Origin of the sequence: Arsenicicoccus bolidensis DSM 15745, from assembly GCF_000426385.1 — a bacterium.
Lineage (GTDB): Bacteria > Actinomycetota > Actinomycetes > Actinomycetales > Dermatophilaceae > Arsenicicoccus > Arsenicicoccus bolidensis.
This window is the reverse complement of the sequence record NZ_AUFG01000020.1, coordinates 40,352-58,558: the sequence shown is the minus strand read 5'-3', so window position 1 is coordinate 58,558 and position 18,207 is coordinate 40,352. Positions and strand designations below refer to the sequence as shown.

Genomic DNA, 18,207 nt, shown 5'->3' with positions numbered 1-18,207 from the left:
GGTGGACCGGGCCCGGTCGCGTCCCACCCACCTCACGGTGGGCCGGGGCCCGGTCGTGTCCCAGCCTCCGGACGACGTGGCCGACCGACGGCCGTCGGGTCGCCAGGAGGGTGCTGCCGTGTGACAGACTGTGCGGCGGTCGGCCGACCGATCACCCGCCCACCTGGCAAGGAGCCGCACGATGACCGAGACCCCCGACAACCGTGGCTACCAGCGGGTGCTGCTCAAGTTGTCCGGCGAGGTATTCGGAGGGGGCAAGGTGGGGCTGGACCCGGAGGTCGTGCGGGGGATCGCCCGGCAGATCGCCGAGGCCGTGAAGAGCCAGGTCCAGGTCTGCGTGGTCATCGGCGGCGGCAACTTCTTCCGCGGGGCCCAGCTGCAGGACAAGGGCATGGACCGGGCCCGTGCCGACTACATCGGCATGCTCGGCACCGTGATGAACTGCCTCGCGCTGCAGGACTTCCTGGAGAAGGAAGGGGTCGAGACGCGCGTGCAGTCCGCGATCGAGATGACCCAGGTGGCCGAGCCCTACATCCCGCGCCGCGCGATGCGCCACATGGACAAGGGCCGCGTGGTCATCTTCGGCGCCGGCGCCGGGATGCCCTACTTCTCGACGGACACCGTCAGCGCCCAGCGTGCCCTCGAGACCAAGTGCGACGCCGTGCTGATCGCCAAGAACGGCGTCGACGGGGTCTACGACTCCGACCCCAAGACCAACCCGGCCGCCCAGCGCTACGACAGCCTGACCTACGCCGAGGCCCTCGCGCGGGGGCTCAAGGTCGTCGACGCCGCCGCGTTCAGCCTGTGCATGGACAACAAGCTCCCGATGATCGTCTTCGGCATGGAGGGCGACGGCAACGTCGCCGCCGCCGTGCGCGGTGAGAAGATCGGGACGGTGGTCACCGCCTGAGCAGCTCGCCTGCCGACCGCCGCGAGCCCCGGTCGTGCCCTGCAGCACCGGGCTCGTAGCGTCAGACCCCGACGATTTTCGCCATACGGACGATGGAGGCACCCCATGATCGACGACATCCTGCTCGAGGCCGAGGACAAGATGGACAAGGCCGTCGAGGTGGCCAAGGAGGACTTCGCGTCCATCCGCACCGGGCGGGCCAACCCCGCGCTGTTCCACAAGATCATGGTCGACTACTACGGCGCCGCGACGCCGCTGCAGCAGCTCGCGTCCTTCCAGGTGCCCGAGGCGCGGATGATCCTGATCACGCCGTTCGACAAGGGCGCGACCCACGAGATCGAGAAGGCGCTGCGCTCCTCCAACCTCGGCCTGAACCCCAACAACGACGGCGGCGTGCTGCGCATCAACCTGCCGGAGCTCACGCAGGAGCGCCGCAAGGAGTACATCAAGCTGGCCCGCGAGAAGGGCGAGCACGGCAAGGTCTCGATCCGCAACGTCCGGCGCAGCGCCAAGGACCAGATCGACAAGCTCGTCAAGGACGGCGACGTCGGCGAGGACGAGGGCACCCGCGCCGAGAAGGAGCTGGACACCCTCACCAAGAAGCTGACGGACCAGATCGACACCCTGCTCAAGGGCAAGGAAGCCGAGCTGCTCGACGTCTGAGCGAGCGACGCGAAGGACACCGTGCCCACACCTGACATGCCGCCGGCCCTCGAGGGCTCGCGGGTCCAGCGACGGATCCAGCGGGCCCTCGACGTGGCCCGTCGGTCCAAGAGCCCCGGCAAGGCCGGGCGCGACCTCCCCGCCGCCATCGGGGTCGGCGTGGGTCTCGGTGCCCTGATCATCGGCTCGTTGGCGTGGCGGCCGGAGGCCTTCCTCGCCCTCGTGACGGTGGCGATCGTCATCGGGATGTGGGAGGTCGTGCAGGCGGTCCGCAACGGCCGGGTGCAGGTGCCCCTGGTGCCCACCATGGTGGGTGGCGTCGCGATGCTCGCGAGCGCCTACTGGGGCGGTCCCCGGCCGCTCACCCTCGCCTTCACGCTGGCGGTCCTGGCCCTGCTCGTATGGCGTTCCCTGCAGGGCGTGGCCGACGCGATGCGGGACGTCTCCGGGGGAGTCCTGACCCTGGCCTACGTGCCGCTGCTCGCCAGCTTCTGCATCCTGCTGCTCGCCCAGACCGACGGGGAGCTGCGGGTGGTGACCTTCATCGCGGTCACGGTGTTCTCCGACATCGGCGGCTACGCGGTCGGCGTGCTCAAGGGCAAGCACCCCATGGCGCCGTCCATCTCCCCCAAGAAGTCCTGGGAGGGTTTCGCCGGCTCGATGGTCACCTGCATGCTGGTGGGGGCCGTCTGCACGACCTGGCTGCTCCACGCCCCCTGGTGGACCGGTGTGCTGCTGGGCGCGGCGGCCTGCGTCACCGCGACGGTCGGGGACCTGTGCGAGTCGGTCATCAAGCGCGACCTCGGCATCAAGGACATGGGCCACATCCTCCCGGGGCACGGCGGCATCATGGACCGGCTGGACTCGTTGCTGCTCACCGCGCCGATGGCCTGGCTGGTCATCACCTATCTCGTGCCCGCGGCGGTCTGAGCTGCCGGCACGGCCGCGCGAAGGGCGTCACCACGCGTGGGGGCCGGCGGGGCGTCATACCTGAGACAATGGTGAGCGATGAGTGACTCCCAGCCGCAGGACCTGCCCACGCCGACGACCCGTCCGGTGCCGGGCCAGCTGACCTTCTCCGCGCCGCGCCGCGGCAAGCCGCCGGCCCACCTGGCCGACTTCGCGCTCGACGAGCGCAAGGCGTTCGTGACCGAGCTCGGGCAGCAGGGCTTCCGGGCCAAGCAGCTCAGCGTGCACTACTTCGACCGGCTGGTGACGGACCCCGAGGACATGCCGGACCTGCCCAAGGCCCAGCGCGCCGAGCTGGTCGCGCAGTCGCTGCCGCAGCTGCTCACCCCCATCACGACGCGGGTCGCCGACGGGGGAGCGACGCACAAGAAGGTGTGGCGGCTGCACGACGGCGCCCTCGTCGAGTCGGTCGTCATGCGCTATCCCGGCCGGGCGACGATCTGCATCTCGAGCCAGGCCGGCTGCGGCATGAACTGCCCGTTCTGCGCCACCGGCCAGGGTGGGCTGCAGCGCAACATGAGCACCGCCGAGATCGTGGAGCAGGTCGTGAGCGCTGCCCGTGCGCTGCGGGCCGGCGAGCTCGGCCCGATGCCCGAGGGCGACCAGGGACCGCTGCGCGTGTCCAACGTGGTGTTCATGGGGATGGGCGAGGCGCTGGCCAACTACAAGGCCTCGATCGGGGCGATCCGGCGTCTCGTGGAGCCCGCTCCAGCAGGGCTCGGGATGAGCGCGCGCGGGGTCACGATGAGCACCGTCGGGCTGGTGCCCGGCATCGACAAGCTCGCGGGCGAGGGCATCCCGGTCACCCTGGCATTGTCGCTGCACGCCCCCGACGACGAGCTGCGGGACGAGCTGGTCCCCATCAACACCCGGTGGAAGGTCGACGAGGCGCTGGACGCCGCGCGCCGCTACTTCGACACCACCGGGCGACGCGTGTCGATCGAGTACGCCCTGATCAAGGACATCAACGACCAGGCCTGGCGCGCCGAGCTGCTCGCCGACAAGCTCAACGCGCGAGGGAACGGGTGGGTGCACGTCAACCCCATCCCGCTCAACCCCACGCCGGGCAGCCGGTGGACGGCCAGCCGCAAGGGCGTCGAGCAGCAGTTCGTGGAGCGGCTGCGCGGGCGCGGCATCTCCACGACCGTGCGTGACACGCGGGGGCAGGACATCGACGGGGCGTGCGGCCAGCTGGCGGCGGCCACGGCCTGACGGTCAGGGGGTGCGGCGGCCCTTGAGCTTCTGCCGCACCCACCGCGCGATCAGGATGACGAAGAACGCGATCACGGCGTACTGGAACCAGCCGGCCCACTCCTCGATGCGCGCCCACTGCGAGCCGAGGGCGTAGCCGCCGAGGATGAGCGCGGCGTTCCAGCAGAGCGAGCCGAGCGTCGTGAGCAGGCAGAAGGTCGCTAGCGGCATCCGCTCGACGCCCGCGGGGATGGACACCATCGAGCGCACCATCGGCACCATGCGGCCGAAGAACGTGACGGTGCGCCCGTGCCGGTCGAACCACTCGAAGCCCTTGTCGATGTCGTGCACGTCGACCAGGGGGACCTTGCGGGCGATGGCGTTGACGCGCTCGCGGCCGAGGACGGCCCCGGCCCAGTAGAGGATGAGCGCGCCGATCAGGGAACCGATGGTGCTCCAGATGATCGCGCCCGCCAGGGTCATGCCGCCGCGGTAGGCGGTGAAGCCCGCCAGCGGCAGGATGAGCTCGCTGGGGATCGGCGGGAAGACGCTGTCGAGGATCGTCGCCACCATGGCGCCGGGCCCGCCGAGGGTCTCCATGAGGCTGACGGCCCACCCGGTGATCCCGCCGCTGTCGGGGGCCGCCGAGGGGAGCTGGGCGAGGAGCGCGAGGGAGGTCAGGGCAGTGTCCTTTGCAGGGGCAGCGGTCAGGTCCAGGTCGTCCAACGTCGCTCGTACCCCGAGGAGTTCCGTCCCAGCCCTCCCGAGCGGGCGACGGGCGGGGTCCTCAGCGCAGGGGCGTGGTGCTGGACTCGCGGAGCAGCTCGGGGACGTCGGCGATGTCGTCGACCAGGTGGATCCGGTCTCCCATCTCGCGGCCCTCGCCGAGGGCCTGCAGCAGCGGCCACACCGGGAGGGTCTGGGTCCAGTGCTCGCGCCCGACCAGCACGAGCGGCACGGTCTCGCCCTCGGCGGCGTAGTAGAGCCGCGTCGTCAGCTGGAACACCTCCTGCACCGTGCCCGCGGCGCCGGGGAGGACGACGACGCCGGCCGTGCAGCGGGCGAGCAGCAGGTCCTCGCGCAGGGCGTTGGAGAAGAACTTGGCGATGGCCTGCGCGAACGCGTTGGGCGGCTCGTGGCCGTAGAACCAGGTCGGGATGCCGATGCTCGTCACCGCATCGGGGGCACCGAGCCCGTCGCGTACCTCCAGGGCCACCCGGGCCCAGGGGCTCACCTCCGGCCGGAAGGACGGCACCGTGGCCAGCCGCCGCAGCGCAGCCTCCAGCGTCGCGTCGTCCGGGCACGCGGCGCCGAGGTTGGCGGCCTCCATCGCGCCCGGCCCGCCCCCGGTGGCGACCACCAGGCCGTATGCCGCCAGCGCCCGCCCCAGGCGCGCAGCCTCGGCATAGCGCGCGGTCCCGCGGTCGACGCCGTGCCCGCCCATGATCCCGACGACGCGCCGGTCCGCCAGCAGGTCGTCGAGGGCGTCCTCCATGGAGTCGTCGTGCAGGGAGCGCAGCACCGCGACATAGGGGTCACCGACGAGGCTCGCGTCCTGCGACCAGGCGTAGGCCAGCGCGTCCGGGGTCTCGTCGTAGCCCCGTTCGATCCCGGCATACAGCTCCTCCGGGGAGTAGAGGCGCGAGCGGTAGACGTCGACGGGGGAGTCGTGGACGGTGGGGAAGACGACGGCGCCGGCACCGACCAGGTGACGCACGAGCGGCGGTCCCATGGCGCCGCCGAGGACGACGAGCCCGTGCAGGTCCGACCGTGCGAGGAGCCGGTCGGCGCACAGGTCGAGGTCGATGCCCTGGACGCGCACGCCGTGCAGGCTGCGGCCCTCGTCGAGCAGGGCGGTGAGCGTGGCCAGGTCCTCGATCTCCATGTCGCCATCATGCGTGACCCAACCGTGACGAGGGGATGACGACGCGAGCCAACCAACCGCGCCGCTGCGGCGTCATCATGGTGATGTCGGCGCAACGCGCCGCAACCGCACACTCGAGAAGGATCCCCCGTCATGCTCCGCCGTTCACTGATCGCGACCTCCGCCACCGCCACCGCCACTCTCGCCCTCGCCCTCGGCCTGGGGATGTCCGCCCCCGCCGTGGCCGCCGCCCCCTCCGTCCCCACGGCCCGAGCGACCCAGCAGGTCACCGCGACCGCACCCGCCGCCTCGGGCGCCGTCACCGCTCGCACCCGCTCGACCCAGGTCACCCGGACGACCGTGCACCAGATCTACGTCGCCATCGCGGGCGACCGGTCCATGCGCGGCTGGAAGCGCGCCGATTGGCGCGTCCAGCGCATCAGCCTCGCCCCCGGCGCCCCGACCTGGGCACGCGCGACGGTCCACCCGACGCGCGGCCAGACCGACGACGCGACCGTGCTGCTGCACAAGGTGGCCGGCCGCTGGCGTGTCGCTGACCTCGGCACCGCGCAGGTCGGGTGCGGCGTCGCCCCCGTCAAGGTCCTGCGCGGCCTGCGCCTCGGCGGCTGCTGACCCGCCGGGCGAGCCCCGACTGGTCCGGGCGAGCCCCGACTGGCCGGCCTAGCCCGGCCGCCCCGTCATCCGGCCCGAGTGGTCGGTCCCTCGCCTCGCGACCGGGACCGACCACTCGCCGCGCACGACCTACCTGTCGTCCAGGCCACACCGTGTCCCGCTGGCCGTCGCCCGGCCAGGCGGGTTGGATGGAGGCATGAGCAAGGGTGCTTACGCCAGGGCGTACGAGACGAGCAGGCAGGACCCCGAGGCCTTCTGGGCCGAGGCGGCCAAGGACATCGACTGGATCACGAAGCCGAGGCAGGTCCTCGACGAGAGCCGGGCCCCGTTCTACACGTGGTTCCCCGACGGCCGGCTCAACGTCTGCTACAACGCGCTGGACCGCCACGTGGTCCACGGCCGCGCCGACCAGGCCGCCCTGCACTACGACAGCCCGGTCACTGGTGCCCGCGCGAGCTACACCTACGCCGAGCTGCTCGAGCTGGTGTCCCGCTTCGCCGGCGTGCTCCGCGACCTCGGCGTGACCAAGGGCGACCGGGTCGTCATCTACATGCCGATGGTCCCCGAGGCCGTCGTGGCGATGCTGGCGTGCGCCCGCATCGGCGCCATCCACTCGGTCGTGTTCGGTGGCTTCGCCCCGCAGGAGCTGGCCGCCCGCATCGACGACGCAGCCCCCAAGGTCGTCGTCAGCGCGAGCTGCGGCATCGAGCCCAAGCGGGTCGTGGCCTACAAGCCCTACCTCGACGAGGCGATCCGCCGCGCGGAGCACAAGCCCGACCGCTGCGTCATCCTGCAGCGCGAGCAGCAGCCCGCCGAGATGGGGGAGCGTGACCTGGACTGGGCCGAGGTCATGCGCCCCGGGGTCGTGCAGCCCGCCGAGTGCGTGCCGGTCGAGTCGTCCCACCCGCTCTACATCCTCTACACCTCCGGCACGACGGGGAAGCCCAAGGGGATCGTGCGCGACAGCGGCGGCTACGCCGTGGCCCTGCGCTGGTCGATGCCCAACCTCTACGGCATCGAGGCGGGCGACACGATGTTCACCGCCTCCGACGTCGGCTGGGTGGTCGGGCACTCCTACATCGTCTACGCCCCGCTCCTGGTGGGCGCGACCACGATCGTCTACGAGGGCAAGCCGATCGGCACCCCCGACGCCGGCGCCTTCTGGCGGGTCGTGCAGGACTACGGCGTCGCCTCGCTGTTCACGGCGCCCACGGCCTTCCGGGCGATCAAGAAGGAGGACCCGGAGGCGAAGCTCTTCGCCGACTACGACACGTCCAGCCTGCGCACGATCTATCTCGCGGGCGAGCGGCTCGACCCCGACACCTACCACTGGGCGACCGAGCGCACCGGCAAGCCCGTCGTCGACAACTGGTGGCAGACCGAGACCGGCTGGCCGATCGCGTCCAACCCGCGGGGGATCGAGGAGCTGCCGATCAAGCCCGGCTCGCCGTCGACCGCGGTCTGCGGGTATGACGTGCGCGTGCTCGACGACCAGGGCAACGAGGTCCCCGCCAGCACCGAGGGCGCCATCGTCATCAAGCTGCCCATGCCCCCCGGCACCCTGCCGACGCTGTGGCAGGACGACGACCGCTATGTCTCGAGCTACCTGTCGGCCTACGACGGCTACTACCTGACCGGCGATGGCGGCTACATCGACGAGGACGGCTACCTCTATGTCATGGGCCGCACCGACGACGTGCTCAACGTCGCCGGCCACCGCCTGTCGACCGGGTCGATCGAGGCCGCGCTCGCCGGTCACCCCGCCGTGGCGGAGTGCGCGGTGATCGGGGTGGCCGACTCGTTCAAGGGCCAGGTGCCCCGCGCGCTGGTCATGCTCAAGTCCGGCATCGACGCGTCGACCCCGCAGGCCCAGGAGACGCTCCGCAAGGAGCTGGTCCAGCGCGTCCGCGAGGAGGTCGGCGCCGTCGCCGCCCTCAACCAGGTCGACATCGTCGACGGTCTGCCCAAGACGCGCTCCGGCAAGATCCTGCGCAAGACCATGCGCCAGATCGCGGACGGGCAGGAGGCGCAGGTGCCGTCGACGATCGAGGACCGCAGCGTGCTCGACAGCCTGACGGCCGTGCTCCGGCCCCAGGGCTGAGCCTGCACCACGCCCGCCGTATGTCGTGAGGGCCGGTCGCCGCAGGGCGACCGGCCCTCTCACGTCCGTCGTCCGCGCGCCGGGCCCCGGCATACCGCTGGTAGCGTTGCCCAGGTTTGTCTCCGCCCACCTGGGCCGCCCCCGGAGGTCCGTGCCTGATGCCCGACCGCGCGCTGTCGCGCCGCAGCCTGCTCGGCTCGGCTGCGGCTGCCGGCCTGCTCGCGGCCTGCGCCCCGCCGGAGCCCCCCGCGGCCGCGCGGACGACCAGGGCGCTGCCGGTGGACCGTTCGGCCACCGACCGCCGGGTCGCGTTCGCGAGCTGGACGCAGTATCTCGACCAGGACGAGTCCACCAAGCGGTTCCCGACCCTCGACGCCTTCGTCCGGGCCACCGGGATCCAGGCGAGCTACGCCGAGGAGATCGACGACAACGACCTCTACGTCAACAAGATCGCCCCGCAGCTGCGCGCCGGCCAGGACATCGGGCGTGACCTGGTCGTCCTGTCGGACTGGATGGTCAACCGGGTCATCGACCAGGAGCTGGTCCAGCCGCTCGAGCTGATCCGGATGCCGCACGCCGGCAACGTGCTGCCCGAGCTGATGGACGCGCCGTTCGACCCGGGGCGCCAGCACTCGCTGCCGTGGCAGTCCGGCCTGACGGGGATCGGCTACGACGCGAGCAAGGTCAAGGAGATCCGTTCCGTCGAGGACCTGTGGCGTCCCGACCTCGAGGGCCGGGTCGTGGGGCTGAGCGAGTGGCGCGACACGCTCGGCGTGATCCTGCGCAGCCAGGGCGTCGACCCGGCGAGGCCCTTCACCCGCGACCAGCTGGCCGCCGCCGTCGAGGTCGTCGACCGCCGGCTGCGCGACGGCCAGATCCGGCGGATCCGCGGCAACTCCTACGTCCAGGACCTGCAGAGCGGCAACGCGCTGGCCGGCCTGGTGTGGAGCGGCGACATCGCGACGCTGCGCGCCGAGACCGGCAACGAGCGGTGGACCTTCGTCGTCCCCGAGTCCGGCGGGATGCTGTGGAGCGACAACGCCGTCGTCCCGATCACCTCGCCGCGCCGGCGCAACGCCCAGCGGCTGCTCGACTGGTACTACCAGCCCGAGATCGCCGCGCAGGTCGCCGCGTGGGTGGGCTACATCTGCCCGGTTGCCGGCGCGCAGAAGGCCATGGAGAAGGTCGACCCCGAGCGCGTCGAGGACCCGCTGATCTTTCCCACGGCGGACTTCCTGGCGCGCCGGACGAGCGTGTTCCGGGCCCTGGACCCGCGCGAGGAGCAGGAGTACGCCGCGATGTGGACGCAGGTGGTGGGGCAGTGAGCGCCGGTGACCTGAGGCTCGACGGCCTCACCAAGAGCTTCGGGCGGGACGTGGTCGTGGACGACCTGTCCCTGCACGTGGCGGCGGGCAGCTTCTTCGCGCTCGTGGGGCCCTCGGGGTGCGGCAAGACGACGACCCTGCGGATGGTGGCGGGGCTCGAGCGCCCCGACGCGGGGCGGGTGCTGCTGGGGGAGCGGGACGTCACACTGCTGCGGCCGCACGAGCGCCCGGTCAACACGGTGTTCCAGTCCTACGCGCTCTTTCCGCACCTCAGCGTCGGGGACAACGTGGCCTTCGGACCGCGCCGTCGTGGGGTCCCGCGCGCCGCGGCCGCCGAGCAGGCCCGCGAGGCGCTCGCCCTCGTCGAGCTCGACGGTATGGCGAGCCGCCGCCCCTCCCGGCTCAGCGGTGGCCAGCAGCAGCGCGTGGCGCTGGCGCGGGCCCTGGTCAACCGGCCCGAGGTGCTCCTGCTGGACGAGCCGCTGGGCGCCCTCGACCTGCGCCTGCGGCGGCAGATGCAGCTGCAGCTCAAGCGGATCCAGGCCGAGACGGGCCTGACCTTCGTGCACGTCACGCACGACCAGGAGGAGGCCATGAGCATGGCCGACACCGTCGCCGTGATGCGCCAGGGCCGGATCGAGCAGCTCGGGCCCCCGGCCGAGCTCTACGACCTGCCCCGGACCAGGTTCGTCGCCACCTTCCTCGGGCAGTCCAACCTCGCCCCGGTCACGGTGGTCGGGGCGGAGGGCGACCTGCTCGTCGTGGAGCTCGGCGGCCAGCGGGTGCGGGTGCTGCGGTCACGGGCCGCCGCGCCGGACGCCAGGCGCTCGCTGGTCGGGGTGCGACCGGAGAAGGTCCGGATCGTCGCTGACGGGGCCGAGGTCCGCCGGCGGTCCGTCGCGAACGTCCTCGCGGGGGCGCGGGTGCTCGACGTCGCGTTCACGGGCGTGGCGACGCAGTACGTCCTGGACGTCCCCGGCGTCGGCACCTGGACGGCCTACGAGCAGAACCTCGACGTCGACGCCACGGCTCGCCCGGGGGACCTCGTCACCGTCGCCTGGGACCTGCGGCACACGTTCACGCTCCCCAGCGACGAGGGCAGCGACGCCGATCTCGGCGCCGACGCCTCGGCAGCGGGGTCCGCGCCCGTGCGGGTGACCTCTCCGTGAGCAGGCGCGCGGCATACCTGCTGCTCCTCCCCGGGCTGCTCTGGCTCGGCGTTCTGTTCGTCGCGCCGCTGGTGCAGCTCGCGAGCGTGAGCCTGCAGTCGGGCTACCCGGGCTTCCCCGGCTACTACTACCGCGACGTCAACGTCGGCAACTACCTCGTGGCCCTGACCGGCTTCGGCGGGCAGCTGGGTCGGTCCTTCCTGTATGCCGGCCTCGCGACGCTGCTGTGCCTGGTGCTGGCGTTCCCGCTGGCCTGGACCATGGCCTTCCGCGCGGGGCGGTGGCGTGGCGTGCTCATGGTGCTGGTCGTCGCGCCGTTCTTCACGCCGTTCATCCTGCGCACGGTCGCGTGGCGCCAGATCCTCGCCGACGACGCGCCGGTCGCGTCCACCCTGCGGGCGCTGCACCTGCTGCCCGGCGGGCACCTGACCGAGACGCCGTTCGCCGTGGTCATGGGCCTGACCTACACCTTCCTGCCCTTCATGCTCCTGCCCGTCCTCGCCTCCCTGGAGCGGGTGGACCGGTCGGTGCTGGCCGCCGGCGCAGACCTCTACGCCGGCCCGTGGCAGACCTTCCGGCTGGTCACCGTGCCGCTGGCGATGCCGGGCATCGTCGCCGGGACGCTGCTGACCTTCATCCCCGCAGCCGGAGACTACGTCAACGCCGACCTGCTCGGCTCGGACCGCGGCACGTCGATGGTCGGCAACGCCATCGACGCCCAGTTCTTCCGCGTGATCGGTGGCTACCCGGTGGCCGCGGCGCTGTCGTTCACGCTGATGCTGGCCATCCTCGTGCTCGTCCTGCTGTACCTCCGGCGCTACGGCACCCGGGAGCTGGTGTGAGCGGGGGCTCGTCGCGCTCGTCGTCGGCCCGGCGGTGGGTCGCCGACCACGTCGTCGTCCTGGTGTCCGTGCTGGTGCTGGCCTACCTGCTCCTGCCGGTGGCCTACGTCGTGGTGTTCTCGTTCAACGGCTACACGAGGTCCAACATCGCCTGGAGCGGCCGCCCCACCCTGGACCACTGGCGCGACCCGTGCGGCGCCCCGGGGGTCTGCGAGGCGCTCGGCACCTCGCTGGAGGTGGGGCTCGCCACGACGGTGCTGGTCACCACGCTGGGGACCATGATGGCGCTCGCGCTGGCGCGGGGCCGGTTCCGCGGCCGACAGGCGGTCGAGGCACTGGTGCTGCTGCCCATGGCCACCCCCGAGGTCGTCCTCGGCGCGTCCCTGCTGACGATCTTCGTGCAGGGCTTCACCCGCGTGGGGCTCGAGCTGGGGTGGTGGACCGTGGTCCTCTCGCACGTGATGTTCTGCCTGTCCTTCGTCGTCGTGACCGTGCGGGCTCGGCTCGAGTCGCTCGATCCCGGCCTGGAGGAGGCGGCCGCCGACCTGTATGCCGGGCCCGCCGCGACCTTCTGGCGGGTCACGGTGCCGGGGGTGCTGCCCGGCGTGGTCGCCGCAGCCCTGCTGTGCTTCGCCCTCAGCATCGACGACGTCATCATCACGACCTTCGTGTCGGGCGAGGTCGCCACCTTCCCGACCTATGTCTATACGGCCTACCTGCGGGGGATCCCGGCGGAGGCCAACGTCATCGGCGTGCTCATGCTGCTGGCCGCCGTCGCCTGCGCGGTGGCGGCCCGTCTGCTCGGTGGACGCCTCCCGTCCACCGAGCGCTGAGAGGAGCACGCCATGTCCGGTGTCGCCGCGGGGTTCTGGATCATCGGCGCCCTCGCGGGGCTGGGCTTCCTGCTCGCGCACCTCGGGGTCCTCGACGCGAGCGCGCAACGCGTGCTGTCCCGCCTGGCCTTCTTCGTGGCCTCGCCCGCGCTGCTGGTCGACGTGCTGTCCCGCACCCCCTTCGCCCAGGTGGTGGGGCACAACCTGCTCGTGTCCGCCTCGTCCGTCGTGATCACCGTGGCGGTCTACCTCGCCGTCGTGGTGCCGCGCTGGCACCCGGACCTGGGCGAGGCAGTGATCGGCTCGCTGGCCGCGGCCTACGTCAACGCCGGCAACCTCGGGATCCCCATCGCGGCCTACGTCCTCGGCGACGTCGCCCTGATGGCACCCACCCTGCTGCTGCAGCTCGTCTGCCTCACCCCGCTCGCCATGGCGTTGATGGACGTCGATGCCCTCGGCCGTCGCCCGCGCCCGCTCGAGACGCTGCTCGCGGTCGGGCGCAACCCGATGACGGTGTGCGCGCTCGCGGGCGTCGTGATGTCCCTGGTCGGCTGGCGGCCGCCCGGCCTGGTGATGCGGCCGGTCGAGATCGTCGGCGGGATGGCCGTGCCCGCCATGCTCCTGGCCTTCGGGGTGTCGCTGCGGCTGGGTCCTCGCCCGGGCGCCTCCGGGTCGACGGGGCAGATCGTCACCATCGTCGTGTGCAAGCTGGGGGTGCAGCCGCTGGCCGCCCTGGCCCTGGCGAGCGCGCTCGGCCTGACCGGCGTCCACCGGCTCGCGGCGGTGGTGACCGCCGCGCTGCCGTGCGCGCAGAACGTCTTCACCCACGCCGTCCGCTACGACCGCAGCGTGCTGCTGGCCCGGGACGCCGTGCTGCTGACGACCCTCGTGTCGCTGCCCGTGATCGCCGTGGTGGCGGTCCTGGTGCACTGAGCCGACGGGCCCGGCATACGGCCCGCTCGCCCCGGAGGGGCTCAGGCCGGGGGAGTCGTCCCGGCCGCGGCGTGGGCGGCGGCGACCTTGCGCCGCCGCTCGCGCAGCAGGTTGTCCTTGGGGTCGTTGTCGGGGTCCAGCTGGGCCGGCCCGAACACGCTCACCCCGACGTAGCGGATCCGCCACATGATGCGGTAGCCGAGGCTGAGCCCGGTGCGGTCCTTGGCCATGATGGTCCTCCCCGTGGATGTCGGTGGCGGTCGCCGCCCTCGACCACCCTAGTCCCGGAGGTGACCCCGCGACCGCCCTCGTGCTGTGACCTCCCCCTCGCCGTGGAGGGTGGGTCGAGACGCCGTCCGGGTGAGCCGTGCGCGGTCCTCGCGCGTCCTGCCCGGTCGCGCGGGAGGATGACCCCATGGGGACGCGTATGACGCCGCGCCGCAGCCTCCTGCAGGTGCTGCTGGCGGGCGGGGGATGGACGCTCACGATAGCGGTGACCGTGACGCTGACCGGTTGTGGGGCGGGCGCAGGGACGGCCGCCCCGACCCGGACGGTCACCGTGACGCCGACGCCCTCTGCAGCCACGACGTCTCCGTCACCCGCCGCGTCCGCGACCGTCACCGTCACGACGACGGCCCAGCCACACGCCGGTTCCGGTGAGGGCGCCTCGCCCGGCGTCGCGGCCCGCGAGGGCCCGACCACCGGCCGTCGCGCGACCGCCTATCCCGAGCAGGCTGCCGGGCGCTGTGGGACGCCCGACCACTACGGGCTGCTGACGATGGGGCAGCGCGGACGCAGCGTCGCGACGCTCCAGTGCCTGCTCGACCAGGCCGGCGAGGACGTCGTGGTGGACGGCGTGTTCGGCGAGCAGACGGCCATCGCGTACGCCCGGGTGGTCGAGCGGGCGCTGGGGGAGTCACCCCAGTCCCCCGACGTGATGACGCGCGAGTGGATCGTCCTCTACGCAGCCGGCCCCACACCCAGGCTCACCCGGGGGTCGCGCGGCGAGGCCGTGCGTCGGGTCCAGCGCGCCATCGGGATCGCGGTTTCGCCCATCCCGGTCGACGGCATCTTCGGCGAGCAGACGGACGCGGCCGTGCGGGAGTACCAGTCCCTCACCGGCCACACGGTCGACGGCGTCGTCGGGCCGGCCACCTGGCGCGCGCTGCAGACCGGTGAGCACGTCGGAGACTGATCCTCGGATCCACCCCCTCCCGTTGGAGGCGGCGGCGCGAGACCATCGTCAGCGACCACGCGGCACCAGGAGGCATCGATGAACCGCTCCACCAGCTCCATCCCACCCGGGAGGGGCAGCGCCGCAGCCGTGGCCACTGCCGCCGTCCTGACGCTCTGCCCGGCGATCGCGGGCTGCTCCTCGGGGGTCGAGGGGACCGAGGTCGTGCAGGTGACCCGGACCGTGACCGCGACGGCTACGGGATCGGCGGCGGGCGAGCCGGTCTCGGCGCCGGCGACCGAACCCGCTGGGACGCCGGCCGCCGGACCGGCTTCGACGCAGGCCGTGAGGACGGGCGCTACCGTGAGCCCGACCAGCGTGGTCGTCGCAGGCGCAGCCCCCGCCGCCCGGGCGTGCTCCCCGACCCTGCGGCGCTATCCCGACCTCGATCCCGGGGCGCGCGGTCCGGCGGTCGAGGCCTTCCAGTGCCTGCTCCGCCAGCAGGGAGCGAGCCTGACGGTCGACGGCGTCTACGGCCCGGTGACCAGGCAGGCCTACGACCAGGTCGCCCGCCGGCTCGGCTGGCAGGCCTGGGTCCCCCACGTCGAGGCGCACGTGTGGACCCTGCTCCTCTCGCAGGGCCCCACGCCCAGGCTGCGCCGGGGCAGCACCGGCGAGGCGGTCTCGCGGGTGCAGCGATCGCTCGCGGCACAGGACATCCCGGTCACCGCGGACGGACGCTTCGGCGCCGACACCGAGCGCGCCGTCCGCACGCTGCAGACCGGCTGGGCATGACGGTCGACGGCATCGTCGGTCCCGACACCTGGCGGGTGCTGCAGTCCGGCGGCGGGCCCACCGACTGAACGGGCACGCCCCGGGGACGGCCGAGACACGGGTCGATCGGTGCGAGGATGGTCGGGTGAGCCAGAGCCCGTATGCCGACAGCCCGCCGCCCCCCGCGCACACCTATCGCGCCGGCCACCGCACGGTCGCGCTCCTCGGCTCCACCGGCTCCATCGGCACCCAGGCGATCGACGTGATCACCCGCAACCCCGACCGGTTCACGGCGACCGCGCTCAGCGCCGGCGGCCGCAACCTCGCCCTCCTCGCGGAGCAGGCCGTCCGGCTCCAGGTCGAGCTCGTCGGCGTCGCGGACGGCGACGAGGCGGCGGTGCGGGGCGCCATCACGGCGGCCGCCCGTGAGGCCGGGCTGGCGTCATACGCCCCGCGGGTGGTCGTGGGGGAGGGTGCCTCCGAGGAGGTGGCGGCGCACGGAGCGGACGTCGTGCTCAACGGCATCACCGGGTCGATCGGCCTGCGGCCGACCCTGGCGGCGCTCCGAGCGGGCAGCACGCTCGCGCTCGCCAACAAGGAGAGCCTGATCGTCGGCGGCCCGATCGTCACACGTGCGGCCCGGCCGGGCCAGATCGTGCCGGTCGACTCCGAGCACAGCGCCATCGCCCAGAGCCTGCTGGCGGGTCGCCGGGACGAGGTGCGGCGGCTGGTGATCACCGCCAGCGGCGGGCCCTTCCGCGGTCGCGCCCGCGACGAGCTGCGCGAGGTGACGCCGGAGCAGGCGCTGGCTCACCCCAACTTCGCCATGGGCAAGGTCATCACCACCAACTCCGCGACCCTGGTCAACAAGGGGCTCGAGGTGATCGAGGCGCACCACCTGTTCGACGTGCCCTTCGCCGACATCGAGGTCGTGGTGCACCCGCAGCAGTACATCCACTCCATGGTCGAGTGGTGCGACGGCGCGGTGGTCGCCCAGATCGGGCTGCCCACCATGCTGGTGCCCATCGCGCTCGGGCTCGCCTGGCCCGATCGCCTGCGCGACGTGGAGACGCCGGTCGACTGGACCCGCGCGTCGACGTGGGAGTTCCTCCCGCTGGACCGTGAGGCCTTCCGCTCCGTCCCGCTGGCCTACCGGGTCGGCGAGGCGGGCGGGACCTACCCCGCCGTCTACAACGCCGCCAACGAGGAGTGCGTCGAGGCCTTCCACGCCGGCCGGATCGGCTTCCTCGACATCGTCGACACCGTCGAGCGGGTCGTCGACGAGCACCACGCCGGCGGCGAGCAGGCCGCCAACGTCGGGAACAACGCCTCGGACCTGGACGTTGCCGCTGTGCTGCGTGCCGAGTCCTGGGCGCGTGCCCGGGCCCGCGAGGTGCTCGGCCTGAGTCCCGCCTCCACCCCGACCGAGGAGCCCGCATGACCGAGGAGTCCGCATGACCGTGGTCCTGACGATCCTCGGCATCCTGTTCGTCGTCGTCGGCGTGGGTGTCTCCATCGCGCTGCACGAGATCGGCCACCTGGTCCCGGCCAAGCTGTTCGGGGTCAAGGCGCCGCAGTACATGATCGGCTTCGGCCCCACGCTCTGGTCGCGCCGGTTCGGCGAGACGGAGTACGGCCTCAAGGCGATCCCGCTCGGCGGCTACGTCCGCATGATCGGGATGTTCCCGCCCAAGGGCAGGGGTGAGGACGAGCACCACCTCCGGGCCTCGAGCACCGGCCGCTGGGCCGCCATGGTCGACGACGCCCGCACCCAGTCGATGGAGGAGATCCAGCCCGGCGACGAGGACCGCGTGTTCTACAAGCGCAAGAGCTGGCAGAAGGTCGTCGTCATGCTCGGCGGCCCCACCATGAACCTCGTCATCGCGACGGTCCTCATCGGTGGCGTCCTCATGGGGCACGGGGTCTTCGTCGAGCACGGGGCCAAGGTCGCCTCCGTCGTCGAGTGCGTGCGCCCGGCCGGCGCCGACGCCACGAACGCCTGCACCGAGAACGACCAGCGCACCCCGGCCGCGGTGGCCGGGCTCCTGCCCGGCGACCGCATCGTCTCCATCGGTGGCACGACGGTCGACGGCACCGCCGCCGTGGGACGGGTCGTGCGTCCCAGTGCCGGCAAGGCCCTGCCCGTCGTGGTCGAGCGCGCGGGGCAGCAGCAGACCCTCACCATCACCCCCATCACCAACGCGCTCCCTCGGCTCGACGCCGAGGGCGTGCCCGTGACCGGGGCGGACGGCAAGCCGCTGACCGTGCAGACGGGCTACATCGGGATGCAGTCGGCGCCCGTCGGTGCGATCGAGAAGCAGCCGATCACCGCGGTGCCGGGGGCGGTGGGCAACGCCGTCGCGCAGACCGCGGGCGTCATCGTCAAGATCCCCGAGAAGATGGTGGGGATCGCCAAGGCGGCCTTCGGCTCGGGGGAGCGCGACCCCAACGGCCCGATCTCGGTCGTGGGCGTCGGGCGCATCGGCGGCGAGGTCGCCGCCGGCCAGGTCCAGGGGCTCGAGGGCACCACCTCCAAGCTCATCACGCTGATCATGCTCATCGCGTCGCTCAACGTGGCGCTCTTCGTCTTCAACCTCATCCCGCTGCTGCCGCTGGACGGTGGTCACGTCGTCGGTGCCGTGTGGGAGGCCATCCGTCGCGGGTTCGCCCGCGTGGCCCGGCGCCCCGACCCGGGCTACATAGATGTCGCCAAGGGGTTGCCCATCGCCTATGCCATGTCGGTCGTCCTGGTCGTCATGGGTGGCCTGCTGATCTATGCCGACATCGTGCGGCCCGTCAAGCTCGGATGAGTGAGGGATACTGACA

At 72.5% G+C, this 18,207-nt stretch carries 18 protein-coding genes; 15 read left to right on the top strand and 3 right to left on the bottom strand.

Annotated features, from left to right (window positions below):
* Positions 1-181 precede the first annotated feature (181 nt).
* The 4 genes from pyrH to rlmN all read left to right on the top strand — a co-directional run bounded on the left by pyrH (position 182) and on the right by rlmN (position 3,754).
* On the top strand, positions 182-910 hold the full coding sequence (pyrH, locus tag K313_RS0111910; protein WP_019284515.1) for a UMP kinase: 729 nt from the start codon (positions 182-184) through the stop codon (positions 908-910).
* Positions 911-1,015: 105 nt separating this feature from the next.
* Positions 1,016-1,573, top strand: a complete 558-nt coding sequence (gene frr / locus K313_RS0111905; protein ID WP_019284516.1) for a ribosome recycling factor — start codon at positions 1,016-1,018, stop codon at positions 1,571-1,573.
* 21 nt (positions 1,574-1,594) lie between these two features.
* Complete coding sequence (locus tag K313_RS20980) at positions 1,595-2,503, top strand: phosphatidate cytidylyltransferase (RefSeq protein WP_240483977.1); 909 nt, start codon at positions 1,595-1,597, stop codon at positions 2,501-2,503.
* 78 nt (positions 2,504-2,581) lie between these two features.
* On the top strand, positions 2,582-3,754 hold the full coding sequence (rlmN, locus tag K313_RS0111895) for a dual-specificity RNA methyltransferase RlmN (protein WP_019284518.1): 1,173 nt from the start codon (positions 2,582-2,584) through the stop codon (positions 3,752-3,754).
* Positions 3,755-3,757: 3 nt separating this feature from the next.
* Here rlmN and K313_RS0111890 read toward each other — a convergent pair whose 3' ends face one another.
* Positions 3,758-4,459 carry a DedA family protein gene (locus K313_RS0111890; RefSeq protein WP_029211812.1) on the bottom strand — a complete coding sequence of 234 codons (702 nt, stop codon included), beginning with the start codon at positions 4,457-4,459 and terminating at the stop codon, positions 3,758-3,760.
* Between the two features lie 61 nt (positions 4,460-4,520).
* Positions 4,521-5,618, bottom strand: a complete 1,098-nt coding sequence (locus tag K313_RS0111885) for an LOG family protein (protein ID WP_029211811.1) — start codon at positions 5,616-5,618, stop codon at positions 4,521-4,523.
* A gap of 132 nt (positions 5,619-5,750) precedes the next feature.
* Between K313_RS0111885 and K313_RS0111880 the strand changes: the two genes are divergently transcribed.
* The 7 genes from K313_RS0111880 (at position 5,751) to K313_RS0111850 (ending at position 13,433) form a co-directional block, all read left to right on the top strand.
* A complete protein-coding gene (locus K313_RS0111880; protein ID WP_019284521.1) occupies positions 5,751-6,230 on the top strand; it encodes a hypothetical protein in 480 nt (159 codons plus the stop codon).
* Between the two features lie 196 nt (positions 6,231-6,426).
* A complete protein-coding gene (locus tag K313_RS0111875) occupies positions 6,427-8,331 on the top strand; it encodes a propionyl-CoA synthetase (RefSeq protein ID WP_019284522.1) in 1,905 nt (634 codons plus the stop codon).
* Positions 8,332-8,489: 158 nt separating this feature from the next.
* On the top strand, positions 8,490-9,656 hold the full coding sequence (locus K313_RS0111870) for a polyamine ABC transporter substrate-binding protein (protein WP_029211810.1): 1,167 nt from the start codon (positions 8,490-8,492) through the stop codon (positions 9,654-9,656).
* Positions 9,653-10,825 (top strand): ABC transporter ATP-binding protein, encoded by a 1,173-nt coding sequence (locus tag K313_RS0111865; RefSeq protein WP_240483976.1) that lies wholly within the window; start codon positions 9,653-9,655, stop codon positions 10,823-10,825. The genes K313_RS0111870 and K313_RS0111865 overlap by 4 nt, the downstream gene beginning before the upstream one ends.
* A complete protein-coding gene (locus tag K313_RS0111860) occupies positions 10,822-11,667 on the top strand; it encodes an ABC transporter permease (RefSeq protein ID WP_019284525.1) in 846 nt (281 codons plus the stop codon). The genes K313_RS0111865 and K313_RS0111860 overlap by 4 nt, the downstream gene beginning before the upstream one ends.
* Positions 11,664-12,500, top strand: coding sequence for an ABC transporter permease (locus K313_RS0111855; protein ID WP_029211808.1), 837 nt, complete (start codon positions 11,664-11,666; stop codon positions 12,498-12,500). The genes K313_RS0111860 and K313_RS0111855 overlap by 4 nt, the downstream gene beginning before the upstream one ends.
* Positions 12,501-12,512: 12 nt before the next feature.
* Positions 12,513-13,433: an AEC family transporter gene (locus K313_RS0111850; protein ID WP_029211807.1), complete on the top strand. Its 921-nt coding sequence runs from the start codon at positions 12,513-12,515 to the stop codon at positions 13,431-13,433.
* A gap of 41 nt (positions 13,434-13,474) precedes the next feature.
* On the opposite strand, the gene K313_RS0111845 is transcribed toward K313_RS0111850, so the two are convergent.
* A complete protein-coding gene (locus K313_RS0111845; RefSeq protein WP_019284528.1) occupies positions 13,475-13,663 on the bottom strand; it encodes a hypothetical protein in 189 nt (62 codons plus the stop codon).
* A 185-nt stretch (positions 13,664-13,848) separates the two neighbouring features.
* Between K313_RS0111845 and K313_RS22455 the strand changes: the two genes are divergently transcribed.
* From K313_RS22455 to K313_RS0111825, 4 genes are all read left to right on the top strand, one after another.
* Entirely contained in the window at positions 13,849-14,628 is a 780-nt protein-coding gene (locus K313_RS22455) for a peptidoglycan-binding domain-containing protein (protein WP_084412776.1), read from the top strand.
* 78 nt (positions 14,629-14,706) lie between these two features.
* Positions 14,707-15,402, top strand: a complete 696-nt coding sequence (locus K313_RS22450; RefSeq protein ID WP_029211806.1) for a peptidoglycan-binding domain-containing protein — start codon at positions 14,707-14,709, stop codon at positions 15,400-15,402.
* A gap of 220 nt (positions 15,403-15,622) precedes the next feature.
* On the top strand, positions 15,623-16,822 hold the full coding sequence (dxr, locus tag K313_RS0111830) for a 1-deoxy-D-xylulose-5-phosphate reductoisomerase (RefSeq protein WP_051274123.1): 1,200 nt from the start codon (positions 15,623-15,625) through the stop codon (positions 16,820-16,822).
* A 13-nt stretch (positions 16,823-16,835) separates the two neighbouring features.
* Positions 16,836-18,191 carry a M50 family metallopeptidase gene (locus K313_RS0111825; RefSeq protein WP_029211804.1) on the top strand — a complete coding sequence of 452 codons (1,356 nt, stop codon included), beginning with the start codon at positions 16,836-16,838 and terminating at the stop codon, positions 18,189-18,191.
* Positions 18,192-18,207: the final 16 nt, after the last annotated feature.